Here is a 13,995-nt window from a genome sequence, read left to right as displayed (position 1 = left end):
GTTTTCCGTTGTTTGGATCTTTCCCCAGAGTAGGTTAACCTTCGGGCCTACTTTGGGGAAATCGCATGGATGTGCAGTTTGTCGTTTCAGGATTCGCAGTCGGCTTACTGGTCGGCATGACCGGTGTCGGTGGCGGTTCACTGATGACGCCGCTGCTGACCTTGCTGTTCGGCGTCACGCCTGCCGTGGCGGTCGGCACCGATCTCGCGTTTGCCTCGCTGACAAAGGGCGTCGGCACCTTCACCCATAAAATGCGCGGCACCGTCCACTGGGACATCGTGCGCCGCCTGTGCATCGGCGCACTGCCGGCCGCCTTCTTCGCCAGCCTGGCGCTCAAGCACTTCGGCACCCTCAACAAGGAAATGGGCCAGATCATCCGCTACATGATCGCCAGCTCGGTGCTGCTGACCGTCATCGCGCTGCTGTTCAAACGCAAGATGCTGGCCTGGATCACCGCCCATCCCGAACGCCAGCTGCAAGGCCGCGCGCTGAGCACCGCCACCATCGTCTCCGGTGCCGTGCTGGGCACGTTAGTCACCATTTCCTCCATCGGCGCCGGCGCGATTGGCGCCACACTGCTGGTGATGCTGTATCCGCGCCTGACCGCCGCTGAAGTGGCCGGCACCGACATCGCCTACGCCGTGCCGCTGACCGCCATCGCCGCCGTCGGCCACTGGTGGCTGGGTTCGATCAACTGGAGCTTGCTGCTGACCTTGCTGGTCGGCTCGCTGCCCGGTATCACCATCGGCGCCTACGCCGCGCGCGCGGTGCCGGAGCGCCTGTTGCGGGGCTTGCTGGCGGTAACACTTGTTGCCGTTGCGGCAAAGCTCGTATATAGCTGAATCATCTAATCAAATGACTATTGCTTCGTTTGTATTATGAAGCGGAGGTGAGAACATGCAGCCCTTATAGAAGGTTTTGTAATAAGGGAGCATTCATGTCAGCTGTTCTTGCAGCATCCGAGGTCACCCCACCGGTGGCCAAGCGGGGCGCACCATTCCGCGTGATGCCGGGATTCCGGCTTTCGCTGGGTTTCACCATTTTCTACCTGACGCTGATCGTCCTGATCCCGCTGTCGGCCGTGTTCCTCAAAACGTTCACCCTGACCTGGGAATCGTTCTGGGCCACGGTAACGTCGGCGCGCGTGATGGCTTCCTACAAGCTGACATTCGGCGCCTCGCTGCTGGGCGCCTTCATCAACGTCATCTTCGGCGGCATCGTGGCCTGGGTGCTGGTGCGCTATGAATTCCCCGGCAAACGCATTATCGACGCGCTGGTCGACCTGCCGTTCGCGCTGCCGACCGCCGTGGCCGGCATCACGCTGACCGCGCTGTATTCGGCCAACGGCTGGCTCGGCCAGGTGATTGAAGGCATGTGGGGCATCAAGGTAGCGTTCACGCCGGTCGGCGTGGTGATCGCGCTAACCTTCATCGGCCTGCCGTTCGTGGTGCGCACCGTGCAGCCGGTGCTGGAAGACGCCGAACGCGAGCTGGAAGAAGCCGCCGCCAGCCTCGGCGCCAACGCCTGGCAGACTTTCTCGCGCGTGGTGTTCCCGACCATTATGCCGTCGCTGATGACCGGATTCGCGCTGGCCTTCGCCCGCGCCACCGGCGAATACGGCTCGGTGATTTTCATCGCCGGCAATATGCCGATGGTGTCGGAAATTACGCCGTTGTTCATCATTACCAAGCTGGAGCAGTACGACTACGCCGGCGCCACCGCGATTGCGACCGTGATGCTGGTGGTGTCCTTCCTGATGCTGTTGGGGATTAATCTGCTGCAAGCCTGGGCACGCGGAAAGTCGGGGAAATAATCATGAGTGCTACGCCTGTCACTGCACCGCGTCGCGGCGAACTGCCGTCGGCGCCGAAGAGCCTGGAACCGGGCTGGGTCCGCATTGTCCTGATCGCCATCGCGCTGATCTTCCTGACCTTGTTCCTGTTCGTCCCGCTGGTTTCGGTGTTCTACGAAGGCCTGAAGAAGGGCTGGGACGCCTACCTGGCCGCCATCGTTGAAGACGACGCCATCTCGGCCATCAAGCTGACGCTGATCACCGCCGCCATCGCCGTACCGCTGAACCTGGTGTTCGGCGTGGCGGCTTCGTGGTGCATCGCCAAGTTTGAATTCCGTGGCAAGAGCATCCTGCTGACCTTGATCGATCTGCCGTTCTCCGTGTCGCCGGTGATCTCCGGCCTGATCTACGTGCTGCTGTTCGGCGCGCAGGGCTACTTCGGCCCATGGCTGATGGACCACGACATCAAGATCCTGTTCGCGGTGCCCGGCATTGTGCTGGCTACCATCTTCGTCACCTTCCCGTTTGTGGCGCGCGAGCTGATCCCGCTGATGCAGGCGCAGGGCAGCGAAGAGGAAGAGGCCGCCATCGTGCTGGGCGCGTCGGGCTGGGACACCTTCCGCCGCGTGACGCTGCCCAACATCAAGTGGGGCCTGCTGTACGGCGTGATCCTGTGTAACGCCCGCGCCATGGGCGAGTTCGGCGCGGTGTCGGTGGTGTCCGGCCACATCCGTGGCGAGACCAACACCATGCCGCTGCAAGTGGAAATTCTCTACAACGAATACAACTTTGCCGCCGCCTTCGCCGTGGCGTCCCTGCTGGCGCTGCTGGCCCTGGTGACGCTGGTCGTGAAAACCTTTATCGCCTGGCGTCTGAACGAATCCATCGCCGACGACGCCCGCATTTCGGAGTAATACCATGACGATCCAAGTTAAAAACATCAACAAGCGTTTCGGCGATTTCGTCGCCCTCAACAACGTGTCGCTGGATTTCCCGCAAGGCGAGCTGACCGCGCTGCTCGGCCCGTCGGGTTGCGGCAAGACCACGCTGCTGCGCTGTATCGCCGGCCTCGAACATCCGGACTCGGGCCAGGTGCTGCTGGAAGGGCAGGACGCCTCGCGCAGCCACGTGCGCGAGCGCCAGGTCGGCTTCGTGTTCCAGCATTACGCGCTGTTCAAGCACATGACCGTATTTGAAAACGTCGCCTTCGGTCTGCGCGTCAAACCGCGCAGCGAACGGCCGTCGGAAGACCAGATCCGCCGCAAGGTCAAAGACCTGCTGGAGCTGGTGCAGCTGGATTGGCTGGCCGACCGCTATCCGCCGCAACTGTCGGGTGGCCAGCGTCAGCGTATCGCCCTGGCGCGCGCGCTGGCGGTGGAGCCGCGCGTGCTGCTGCTGGATGAACCGTTCGGCGCGCTGGACGCCAAGGTGCGCAAGGAGCTGCGCCGCTGGCTGCGCCGGCTGCACGACGAGCTGCATGTGACTTCCATCTTCGTTACCCACGATCAGGAAGAAGCGCTGGAAGTGGCCGACCAAGTGGTGCTGATGAACAAAGGTAACGTCGAACAGATCGGCGCACCGGACGAGGTCTACAACCATCCGGCCTCGCCATTCGTCTATGGCTTCCTCGGCAATGTGAACGTATTCCACGGCCGCGTGCATGACGGCATCCTGGCCAGCGGCGACGCCAGCTTTACGGTGCCGGGCGAAGGCGGCGCGGCCGGCAAAGGCACGGCCTACGTCCGTCCGCACGAGCTGGAAGTGGACCGCTACACGCCGGGCGCCGAAGGCATCGTGGTCAAGCTGCGCCGCGCGCATGCGATCGGCCCGCTGGCCCAGCTGGACCTGGAACGCGACGATACCAACGAATTGATTGAAGCAGTGATTCCGAATGAGCGCTTCAGCTCCCTGGGCCTGAAAGAAGGCGAAACTTTAGTTGTACGTCCTAAACGCCTGCGGGTGTTCGTGGACGAAGGAGCATCCATATGAATTTTCAACAGCTGCGGTCCATCCGCGAAGCAGCCCGTCGTGGCTACAACCTGACCGAAGTGGCGAATGCCCTGTTCACCTCGCAGCCTGGCGTGTCGCGCCAGATCCGCGAACTGGAAGACGAACTGGGCGTCGTGATTTTCGAACGCAACGGCAAGCGCCTGACCGGCATGACCGAGCCGGGCAAAGGCATCCTGAAGATCATCGACCGCCTGCTGATCGAGGCCGAGAATTTGCAACAGGCCAGCCTGGAATACACCGGCCAGCAAAGCGGCACGCTGAGCGTGGCGGCCACCCACACGCAGGCGCGCTATGCCTTGCCGAAAGTGGTGCAGAGTTTCCGCACCGCTTATCCGGATGTGCGTATCGCCTTGCAGCAGAGCGCGCCTGAGCACATCGCCGAATGGATCTTGTCCGGCAAGACCGACATCGGCATCGCCACCGAAGGCCTGTCGCAGTTCCCGGACCTGGTGTCGTTCCCGTGCTACCGCTGGAGCCATCTGATCGTGGTGCCGGACGGCCATCCGCTGCTGTCGCGCTCGCCGATCAAGCTGGAAGACCTGGCCGAGTTCCCGCTGATTACCTATGACGTCGGCTTTACCGGCCGTGGCCATATCGATGCGGCGTTCGCGCAGGCTGGCGTCAAGCCGGACATCGTGCTGACCGCCATGGACTCGGACGTGATCAAGCAGTACGTGTCGCTGGGCCTGGGCGTCGGCATCGTCGCCTCGATGGCCTTCGACCACGGCCGCGACAAGGGCATGCGCGCAGTGGAAGCCTCGCACCTGTTCGCGCAGAACACCACCCGCCTGGCGGTGCGCAAGGGCGCCTACCTGCGCTCGTACGCCTACCACTTCATCCAGCAATTCGCGCCGGACCTGACCCGCGCCGACATCGACGCCGCGCTCAACGGCGGGGATCTGTCCTGATCCCGTGATTCTGCCGCCGCCACCGCATGTGTGGCGGCGGCAGAACAGTCGTTCAATTTTCCCGAGTTTCGTGTCGAAATGACCATATACTGAATCCCTGTAACCAACCGCAGGGAGCGCGTCATGGGTTTCGGTAATTGGAAAATCGGCTACCGCCTGGCAGCCGGACTGGGCCTGGCCATTGTCTTCATGATCGGCATCGCGGTGGAGGGTATCAGCAGCCTCGGCAGGCTGAACACCAACACCAACGATCTGGCCGTCGACAAAGTCCCCAAGGTGATACTGGCTTACGAAACGATAGGCGGCCTGAACGACGTCGCCCGCGCCATGCGCAACGCCATGCTGTCGACCGATCCGGCCGTCGTCAAAGCCGAGCTGGAACGGGTGGAAAAGCGCCGCGCGGAAAATAGCGAACGGCTGGAAAAGCTGGGCACGCTGATTGCCGATGACACCGACCCGCAAAGCAAGGCCAAGCTGCAAGCCGTGCTGGACGCGCGCGAAAAATACGGCGTGGTGCAGAGCGCCTTCCTCAAGATGTCGCCCGACGAGAGCCGGCGCGACGAGTCCGTTAAATACCTGCTGACCACGGTGCGCAAGGAGCAGACGGCGTATCTGAATGCCTTGACCGAGATGGTCAAATACCAGACGGCGGCCATCAACGACACCAGCGCGGTGGCGGCGCAATCGTATGCCACGTCCCGCACCACCATGATTTTGCTGACGGTGGCGGCGGCTGCGCTGGCGGCGTGGGTGCTGTATGTGATTACCCGCAGCATCACCCAGCCGCTGAATCGCGCGGTGGGCATGGCGCAGGCGGTGGCCGGCGGCGACCTCACCATGCGCATGGAAGTGCATTCCAGGGATGAAACCGGCCAGCTGCTGCGCGCGCTGATCGACATGAACGACGCGCTGGCGCGCACGGTGGGGCAGGTGCGGTCGGGGACGGATACCATCGCCACGGCCTCGAATGAAATCGCCAGCGGCAATCTGGATCTGTCGTCGCGCACCGAGCAGCAGGCGTCCAGCCTGGAGGAAACGGCGTCGTCGATGGAGGAGTTGACGTCTACCGTGTCGCAGAATGCCGAGAACGCGCGCCAGGCCACCAAGCTGGTGGTGGCGGCCAGCGATCACGCCACCAAAGGCGGACGGGTGGTAGGCGAGGTGGTGTCGACCATGGGCGCGATCAAGGAAAGTTCCAACAAGATTGTCGACATCATCAGCGTGATCGACGGGATTGCATTCCAGACCAATATCCTGGCCTTGAATGCGGCGGTGGAGGCGGCGCGCGCCGGCGAGCAGGGCCGGGGCTTTGCGGTGGTGGCGTCGGAAGTGCGGACCTTGGCGCAACGGTCGGCCTCGGCGGCCAAGGAGATCAAGCAGTTGATCGGGCATTCGGTGGAGACCATCGACGCCGGCGCGTCACTGGTGGATCAGGCGGGGGCGACCATGCGCAGTATTGTGCAGTCGGTGCAGCAGGTGGCGGAAATCATGGATCAGATCAGTGCCGCCAGCAGCGAGCAGAGCACCGGCATCGCGCAGGTGAATCAGGCGATTGTGTCGATTGACGATGTGACTCAGCAGAATGCCGCGCTGGTGGAAGAAGCCGCCGCAGCCGCGCAAAGCATGCGCGACCAGGCGGACTTGCTGGCGCAGGCGGTGAGTGTGTTCAAGCTGGCGGGGACCCCGCCGTCAGCAAAACCGCGAGTGAACCGGCTGGCGGTGGCGTGAGCCGTAACGCTAAACCCGGGCACATCGGGGTCTGACCCGGCACGGGTCAGACCCCAGCTCGCCGCCGTGCGGGTTACCAGGTGTAGCTGGCTTTGGCGTAGTAGTAGCGGCCGTTGAAGCCGTTAGGCGCCCAGCCGCTGTACGGGTAGATGCCGTTGGTGTTGAGGTTGCCCGCCGACGTCACCTGATCCGGGTAGCGGTTGGTGGCGTTATCCACGCCGGCCGTCAGGCGCCAGTTCTTGCCCAGCTTGACGTTGCCCGACAGGTCCAGCGTCCATTGCGGATCGTAGGTCTGGTCCAGCGTCGCATTGTTCTGCGGCACGGTGAAGCTGCCGTAGCGGTTGACCACGGCGCGCAGGCCCCAGTTGCTGATGGCCCAGTCGGTCGTCAGGCTCAGCTTGTCTTTCGGCGAACCGACGGTGATGCGGTTGACGGTCTGGCGGTCGATCAGCGTCAGGCCGTTGGCGGTCAGGATCGCCGGGTTGGCTTTGATGCCTTCCACATCCGTCTTGTTGTGGTTGTACGCGCCGGTGAAGTCGAAACGGCCCAGCTTGCTGGTGTCCCAGCGATAGGTGCTCAGCACATCAACGCCGGTGGTGCGGGTGTCGATGGCGTTGGTGAAGTAGCGGCCAGCGCCCACCAGGATGCCTTGCGTGGCCAGCGCATTCTTCAGCGTCTGGTTCAGCGTCATATTGGCCGACAGCGCCACGCGGTCGTCAATATTGATGCGGTAGGCGTCCACCGTGGTGGTCCAGTTGCGGCTCGGCTGCACCACCAGGCCGAGGCTGTAGTTGCGGGCTTTCTCGGCTTTCAGCGGCGTCGCGCCGAGCGCCGTGGCGGCGGCGCTGCCGACCGCGAAGGTGCCGGTTTCAATCGGCGTATTCACGCCATTGACCACCGAGAAGTTGGTGGTGGTGATGGTGTAGAACTGCTGCGCCAGCGACGGCGCGCGGAAGCCCGACGAAGCGGTGGCGCGCAGCGACACGATCTCGTTGAAGGCGTAGCGGGCCGAGCCCTTGGCCGAGGTGGTGTTGCCGAAATCGCTGTAGCGCTCGTGACGCAGCGCGCCCGAAGCCGAGAACTGCTTGGTGATTTCCGCTTCGACGTTGGCGTAGATCGATTTGTTGTTGCGGCTGTTGCTGCCGGCATTCACCGGACGGAATCCGGAGAAGCCCTGCGCGCCGGTGCCGCTGTAGGAGGCCACATCGCCGGCGCCGATTTCATAGGTCTCCTTGCGGTACTCGGTGCCCAGCGCCACGGTGACCGGGCCGCTGAAGGCCTCGACCGGGAAATCCTTGGCGACGTCGAAGTTGAGCACGGTTTCCGAGTTCTTCAGGCGGCCGGCGTAGAAGTGGGTCGGGCTGTTGGCGCCGAGGTCCTGGTTGACGGTGTTGTCCAGGTTGAGCTTGAATTCGTTCTCGCCGTAGTTCACGCTCAGGTCCCAGCGCCAGCCGGTGTTTTCGCCACGCACGCCGGTCACCAGCGAGGTGTCGGTCGAGCGGCTGTTTTCCAGCGGCAGGAAGCCTTGCGGGAACAGCGGCGAACGCAGCGCAGTGCCGTTGAAGGCGGTGCGCCAGGTGGCCGCCGCCGAGGTGTCGCGCTGGCCGTAGTTGGCGAAGGCGTACCAGTCGATATCGTCATTGATGCGGTATTCGCTGTTGAGGAACAGCGAGGCCGGCTTGGTTTCCGGATCGCCGAAGCGCTGCGTGACCTTGCCGTACAGCGGCTCGGCCGGATTACGGAAGTCGGCGCCGGCGCGGTTGGTCGGATCGCGGTCGGCGGCATCGACTGCCAGACGTACCCAGCCGTTTTCGCCCAGCGCCAGGCCGCCCGAAGCGCGCACCGAGCGCTGGCGGCCGTCGCGTTTCTGGTATTCGCCAAAGCCCACTTCGGCTTCGCCGCCGCTGGCGCCTTTTTTCAGGATGATGTTGATCACGCCGGCGATCGCATCGGAGCCGTACTGAGCGGCGGCGCCATCACGCAGCACCTCGATGTGGTCGATGGCCGACAGGGGGATCGCATTCAGGTCCACCGGCGCCGAGCCGCGGCCCTGGGTGCCGTTGACGTTGACCACCGCCGACGTATGGCGGCGCTTGCCGTTGACCAGCACCAGCACCTGGTCCGGCGACAGGCCGCGCAGTTGGGCCGGACGCACCGCGTCGGAGGCGTCGGCGCCGGATGGGCGCGGGAAATTCAGCGACGGCAGCACGCGGCCCAGCACGGTGGCCAGCTCGGTCGAGCCGCTGGCTTGCAGCTCCTTGGCGCCGATGATGTCGATCGGCGATTCGGAGTCGACGGTGCGGCGGTTCTTGGCGTAGGTGCCGGTGACGACGACGGACTGCAATTCGCCGTCCGTTACGCTGCTTTCCTGTGCTTCCGCGGCAAAAGTAGTCACCATCAGCCCGCCCAACAACAGGGCGCGAGGCAGTGGGGCGAGAGCGAAGCGGGGAGCGGTGCGGCGGTTCTGCATGATGACTTTCTTTCTCAAGTGGCATTAATACATAAATCTTATATGCCACGCCCCCTAAAGCACACTACTCGTTAGCAATTAACATATGTGAATTTTGAATATTGTTGTTACAGCGCCCGGATTTACTGGCCTGGATTGGTGATTTCGGCGTGGATCTGGTCGATTTGCTTGATGACGTCCAGTGGCAACACAATGCTGTAGGCATCGATATTGGCCTGCAATTGTTCCAGGCTGGTGGCGCCGATAATGGTCGAGGCCACGAACCAGCGCGAGTAGCACCATGCCAGCGCCAGTTGCGCCGGCGTCAGGCCGTGCTCGCGCGCCAGCTGGACGTAGCGCCGTGCCGCTTCCACTGTTGCAGGACGCACGTAGCGCGGGCTCCAGTTGGCCGGGAAGATGGTCAGGCGACCGTGCGCCGCCGGATCGTCGATGTATTTGCCGGTCAGCTGGCCAAAGGCCAGCGGGCTGTACGCCAGCAGGCTGACGTTCTCGCGGTAGCAGGTCTCGTCCAGCAAGCTGGTTTCGTAGTGGCGCGCTGTCAGGTTGTACAGGTTCTGGATAGTGGCGATGCGCGGCAGACCGTTCATCTCGGACTGCTTGATGAATTCGTTCACGCCCCAGCACGATTCGTTGGAGACGCCGATCGCGCCGATCTTGCCCTCCTTGACCAGCTCGCCCAGCGCGGCCAGCGTTTCTTCAATCGCCACGCCGGCGCGTTCCTGCTTGGGATTGAAGACGTTGTTGCCGAAGATAGGCACGTTGCGGCTCGGCCAGTGCAATTGGTATAAATCGATATGCTCGATTTGCAGCCGCTTCAGGCTGGTCTCCACCGCCGCTTTCAGGTTGGCGGCGTCGAAGTTGCGGGCGCGGCCGCCACGCAGCCAGGTGATGCTGGCGTTCGGCCCGGCTGCCTTGGTGGCGATCACCAGCTTGTCGCGCTGGCCGTTTTTCTTCAGCCAGCTGCCGATGTAGCGCTCGGTCGCGCCCTGGGTTTCAGCGCGCGTCATCACCGGGTACATTTCCGCCGTGTCGATGAAGTTGATGCCGCGCTCGATCGCGTAATCGAGCTGGCTGTGCGCTTCCGCTTCGGTGTTCTGCTCGCCCCAGGTCATCGTGCCGAGGCAGATTTTGCTGACGTTGAGGTGGCTGCTACCCAGTTGTACCTTGTCCATGCAGAACTCCGTGTTAGTGGCCGCGCAGGGCGTCGGCGCAATCCTTGATCAGTGCCGGGCCGGCGTAAATCAGTCCGCTGTACAGCTGCACCAGCTGCGCGCCGCATTCCATTTTGACGCGTGCATCCAGCCCCTGCATGATGCCGCCGACGCCGATGATCGGCAACGCATCGCCCAGCTCGGCCTTCAGCAAACGGATCACGGTGTTGGAGAACTGGAATACCGGCGCACCGGACAGTCCGCCCGCTTCGGCGCCATGCAGCATGCCGGTGACGGCGTCGCGATTCAGCGTGGTGTTGGTGGCGATAACGCCGTCGATCTTGTGGCGCAGCAGCGCGTCGGCGATGTTCTTGACCTGGTCGCCGTCCATGTCCGGCGCAATCTTCAGTGCCAGCGGCACGTAGCGCTTGTGCTGGTCGGCCAGGCGCAGCTGCGCTTCTTTCAGCGTGCTCAGCAGGCCGTCCAGTTCCGAGCCGCCTTGCAGCTGGCGCAGGTTCTTGGTGTTGGGCGACGAGATGTTGACGGTGACGTAGCTGGCGTATGGATAGACTTTTTCCAGGCAGTGCAGGTAGTCGTCGGTGGCGCGTTCGATCGGCGTATCGGCGTTCTTGCCGATGTTCAGGCCCAGCACGCCTTCCTTGTTCTGGTAGAAGCGCGAGGCCTGCACATTGGCCACAAAGGCGTCGACGCCGCCGTTGTTAAACCCCATGCGGTTGATGATGGCGTGCGCTTCCGGCAGGCGGAACATGCGCGGCTTGGCGTTGCCCGGCTGCGCGCGCGGCGTCACTGTGCCCACTTCGATCGAACCGAAGCCGAGGTCGGCCAGCGCGTCGATGTAGGCGCCGTCCTTGTCCAGGCCGGCGGCGAGGCCGACAGGGTTCTTGAAGGTAATGCCCATCACGGTGCGTGGATCGGCCTTGGGCTGTGCGACCAGCTTGGTCAGGCCCAGCGCGGCGGCGCGTTTCAGTGCGGGGAGGGTGAAATGGTGGGCGGCTTCGGCATCCATCGAGAACAGCATCGGACGGGCCAGGGAATACAGGAATTTGTTGGACATGGGGCGCTCAGGTTGTGGTTCGCCCGTATTTTATCAGGCGTCCAGCACGCCCCACACGCCTTTCACCCGCGCTTCCAGCGGTTTGAAGTTGGTTTTATAGGACATTTTCGGGCTTTCCTTGATCCAGTAGCCGAGGTAGACGTACGGCAGCTTGAGCTCGCGCGCCTGTTCGATTTGCCACAGCACGTTGAAGGTGCCGTAGGACGCGCCTTCCATATCCGGATCGAAGAAGGTGTACACCGACGACAGGCCGTCCGACAGCACGTCGATGATGCTGACCATGCGCAGCGTGCCGCCTGGTTCGCGGAATTCCACCAGCCGGGTGTTGACGCGGCTTTGCAGCAGGAACTGCGCATACTGGTCGCGACTGTCCTGGTCCATGCCGCCGCCGGCGTGGCGCCGGCTCTGGTAGCGCAGGTAGAGGTCGTAGTGTTCGTCGGAGAACGACAGCGTGGCGACGCCGGCGGTCAGCTCGGCATGCTTCATCCACGCGCGGCGCTGGGTACGGTTGGGACGGAACTCGTCGGTCACCACGCGCACCGGGATGCAGGCCTGGCAGCCGTCGCAATATGGACGATAAGTAAAGATGCCGCTACGGCGGAAGCCGTTCTTCACCAGCTCCGAGTAGACATCCGCATTGATCAGGTGCGACGGCGTCGCCACCTGCGAACGCGCCTGGCGCGCGTCGAGGTAGCTGCAAGGGTAGGGCGCCGTCGTGTAAAACTGCAGCGTCGCGAAAGGCAGGTCGTTCAAGTGCGTCATGCACGTCCTATCGAGCGGTGGTGGAGTCTATGGCTAGCTTAACACCGTCCGGGCCCAGAGGTGCAATGGGTTCCCATTTGGTGATCTGCGGCAAGTCGATACTGTTGCGCAGATGCGCCAGGAATTGTGATCGCGCAATCGGCGCCGCGCCCAGCGAGGCCAGGTGTCCGGTCTCCTGTTGACAATCGATCATCGCCACGCCGTGCGCGTGCAGGAAGCGCACCAGGTAGGCCAAGGCGATCTTGGACGCGTCGGTAACGCGCGCGAACATCGATTCGCCATAGAACATGCGGCCCAGGCAGACGCCGTAGGCGCCGCCGACCAGTTCGCCATCGAGCCAGACTTCGGCCGAGTGCGCGTGGCCCATGCGGTGCAGGCCGCTGTAGCCGGCGATGATCTCTTCCGAGATCCAGGTGCCGGGGCCGTCGCGGCGCGGCGCGGCGCAGTTGCGCATCACCTGCTCGAAGGCGCTGTCGAAGCGGATCTGCCAGCGGCCGCCTTGCTGGCGGCTGCGTTCGACCTTGCGCAGGGTTTTCTTCAGCGAGTCGGAAATGCGGAACTGTTCGGTGTGCAGCACCATGCGCGGATCGGTGCTCCACCACAGGATGGGCTGGCCTTCCGAGAACCACGGGAAGATGCCGTGCCGGTAGGCCATCAGCAAACGCTGCGGCGACAGGTCGGCGCCGGCCGCCAGCAGGCCGGGCGCGTCGGTGGTCAGCGCTTTGCTAACGTCGGGGAAGGGCGTGTCGGTGTCGAGCCAGGGAATCATGCGGCCGCGTCAGGTTGGCTCGTCGTCGGAGCGCATATTGCGCGTGATGTCCTGCGTGTGGAAGCCGTAGCCGCCGCCTTCGCGGATCTTGACGCGGTCGGCGAAGAACAGTTCCAGCGTGGTGCGGATGGTGGGGAAGGCCAGGTCGTCCCACGGAATCTCGCTTTCCGCGAACAGCTGCACTTCCAGACTTTCCTCGCCGGGCGCGAAGTCGAGGTCCAGCAGTTCGGCCAGGTAGAACATATGCACCTGGTGGACGCGTGCCACGTTGAGCAAGCTGAACAGATTGCCAAGCTTGATATTGGCGCCAGCTTCTTCCTCGGTTTCGCGGATGGCGGCCTCGCCGGTGGTCTCATTGTTTTCCATGAAGCCGGCCGGCAGCGTCCAATAGCCGTAGCGCGGTTCGATGGCGCGCTTGCATAGCAGCACCTTCAGTTCGCCATCGCGTTCCCATACCGGGATCGAGCCCAGCACCATTTTCGGATTCTGGTAATGGATGGCGCCGCAGTGGCTGCATACATAACGGGGACGGTTATCGCCAGCAGGAATGCTGAGGCTGACAGGGGAAGCGCATTCGGAACAGAATTTCATAAACTAGTAGTGAGGTCGGTTTATGCTTACTTTACACCGATTGCCAGCGCTACGGCACGCCCGAAACGGCCGAGGCTCAGCATTTATTCGATCTATCGTGCCGGATTCAAGGATTAATATTGCCTAATCACCTGATCTGCCCTATAATACATGCATACAGACGCGGGGTGGAGCAGTCTGGCAGCTCGTCGGGCTCATAACCCGAAGGTCACAGGTTCAAATCCTGTCCCCGCAACCAAATTCAAAAGCCGTTGATACCGTTAAGGTTCAACGGCTTTTTCGTTTTCGCTCGGGAAAAAATCTTCGTCAAAGATTTGCTGTTGCGAGAAAGGACATTTCCTGGGGAAGGTGGAGGGCGGCAAGCGCGTTTCCAGTGCGGCCTCTCGCACCGCGCGGGGATACGCGTCCATGATGTATTCGTCCAGCACTGGCGCCAGGCTGGGCATCTGCTTGAGTATCCTGTCGATCTTCATGCGGTGGTTGTGGATGGTGTGGATCCAGCTTTTGCTGATGCGTTGCGGCTGGTATTGGTATTTCAACAGATGGCTGAGCAAGCCCACCATGCGGTGCGCCACCTGGCGTTTGTCTTTTCGCACTTGGTATCCCAGTTCTGAAATGATGTTTTCCAGATCCAGCTGATCGAATTTGCCGGCGCGCAGCAGGGCGATCTGGGTTTCGGTCCAGATCAGGGCGTCGGTTTCGTAGAGGTTGTTGAGATGATCGTCCATAAGACACCATC

Annotated in this window: 13 protein-coding genes and 1 tRNA gene; 7 read left to right on the top strand and 7 right to left on the bottom strand. The window is 62.8% G+C overall.

The genetic code is table 11. The features are described from left to right. Window positions 1-65: 65 nt before the first annotated feature. The 6 genes from GTP69_RS07080 (at window position 66) to GTP69_RS07055 (ending at window position 6,438) form a co-directional block, all read left to right on the top strand. Window positions 66-842 carry a sulfite exporter TauE/SafE family protein gene (locus GTP69_RS07080; protein WP_161054221.1) on the top strand — a complete coding sequence of 259 codons (777 nt, stop codon included), beginning with the start codon at window positions 66-68 and terminating at the stop codon, window positions 840-842. A 95-nt stretch (window positions 843-937) separates the two neighbouring features. Further along, window positions 938-1,813 carry a sulfate ABC transporter permease subunit CysT gene (gene cysT, locus GTP69_RS07075; RefSeq protein WP_161054220.1) on the top strand — a complete coding sequence of 292 codons (876 nt, stop codon included), beginning with the start codon at window positions 938-940 and terminating at the stop codon, window positions 1,811-1,813. A 2-nt stretch (window positions 1,814-1,815) separates the two neighbouring features. Next, window positions 1,816-2,706 (top strand): sulfate ABC transporter permease subunit CysW, encoded by an 891-nt coding sequence (cysW, locus tag GTP69_RS07070; RefSeq protein WP_161054219.1) that lies wholly within the window; start codon window positions 1,816-1,818, stop codon window positions 2,704-2,706. Between the two features lie 4 nt (window positions 2,707-2,710). Beyond that, a complete protein-coding gene (locus GTP69_RS07065) occupies window positions 2,711-3,781 on the top strand; it encodes a sulfate/molybdate ABC transporter ATP-binding protein (RefSeq protein ID WP_161054218.1) in 1,071 nt (356 codons plus the stop codon). Further along, window positions 3,778-4,710, top strand: a complete 933-nt coding sequence (locus GTP69_RS07060; protein ID WP_154356255.1) for a CysB family HTH-type transcriptional regulator — start codon at window positions 3,778-3,780, stop codon at window positions 4,708-4,710. The genes GTP69_RS07065 and GTP69_RS07060 overlap by 4 nt, the downstream gene beginning before the upstream one ends. A gap of 123 nt (window positions 4,711-4,833) precedes the next feature. Continuing rightward, window positions 4,834-6,438: a methyl-accepting chemotaxis protein gene (locus tag GTP69_RS07055; protein WP_161054217.1), complete on the top strand. Its 1,605-nt coding sequence runs from the start codon at window positions 4,834-4,836 to the stop codon at window positions 6,436-6,438. Between the two features lie 73 nt (window positions 6,439-6,511). On the opposite strand, the gene GTP69_RS07050 is transcribed toward GTP69_RS07055, so the two are convergent. The 6 genes from GTP69_RS07050 to GTP69_RS07025 all read right to left on the bottom strand — a co-directional run bounded on the left by GTP69_RS07050 (window position 6,512) and on the right by GTP69_RS07025 (window position 13,256). Next, window positions 6,512-8,836 (bottom strand): TonB-dependent receptor plug domain-containing protein, encoded by a 2,325-nt coding sequence (locus GTP69_RS07050; RefSeq protein WP_229260844.1) that lies wholly within the window; start codon window positions 8,834-8,836, stop codon window positions 6,512-6,514. Window positions 8,837-9,030: 194 nt separating this feature from the next. Next, window positions 9,031-10,080 carry an aldo/keto reductase gene (locus tag GTP69_RS07045; RefSeq protein WP_161054215.1) on the bottom strand — a complete coding sequence of 350 codons (1,050 nt, stop codon included), beginning with the start codon at window positions 10,078-10,080 and terminating at the stop codon, window positions 9,031-9,033. A 13-nt stretch (window positions 10,081-10,093) separates the two neighbouring features. Next, window positions 10,094-11,134 (bottom strand): quinone-dependent dihydroorotate dehydrogenase, encoded by a 1,041-nt coding sequence (locus GTP69_RS07040; RefSeq protein ID WP_161054214.1) that lies wholly within the window; start codon window positions 11,132-11,134, stop codon window positions 10,094-10,096. 33 nt (window positions 11,135-11,167) lie between these two features. Then, complete coding sequence (locus GTP69_RS07035; protein WP_161054213.1) at window positions 11,168-11,896, bottom strand: arginyltransferase; 729 nt, start codon at window positions 11,894-11,896, stop codon at window positions 11,168-11,170. A gap of 7 nt (window positions 11,897-11,903) precedes the next feature. Then, on the bottom strand, window positions 11,904-12,665 hold the full coding sequence (gene aat / locus GTP69_RS07030; RefSeq protein ID WP_161054212.1) for a leucyl/phenylalanyl-tRNA--protein transferase: 762 nt from the start codon (window positions 12,663-12,665) through the stop codon (window positions 11,904-11,906). A 9-nt stretch (window positions 12,666-12,674) separates the two neighbouring features. Then, the gene (locus GTP69_RS07025) at window positions 12,675-13,256 is read right to left on the bottom strand and encodes an NUDIX hydrolase (protein ID WP_161054211.1); all 582 of its coding nucleotides are present in this window, start codon (window positions 13,254-13,256) and stop codon (window positions 12,675-12,677) included. A gap of 161 nt (window positions 13,257-13,417) precedes the next feature. Here GTP69_RS07025 and GTP69_RS07020 point away from each other — a divergent pair. Continuing rightward, window positions 13,418-13,494, top strand: a tRNA-Met gene (locus GTP69_RS07020). Between the two features lie 22 nt (window positions 13,495-13,516). Here GTP69_RS07020 and GTP69_RS07015 read toward each other — a convergent pair. Further along, window positions 13,517-13,984 carry a DUF29 domain-containing protein gene (locus tag GTP69_RS07015; protein ID WP_161054210.1) on the bottom strand — a complete coding sequence of 156 codons (468 nt, stop codon included), beginning with the start codon at window positions 13,982-13,984 and terminating at the stop codon, window positions 13,517-13,519. Window positions 13,985-13,995: the final 11 nt, after the last annotated feature.

It is taken from the genome of Duganella levis, assembly GCF_009857605.1.
GTDB lineage: Bacteria > Pseudomonadota > Gammaproteobacteria > Burkholderiales > Burkholderiaceae_D > Rugamonas > Rugamonas levis.
This window is presented reverse-complemented; position numbering and strand designations above follow the sequence as displayed.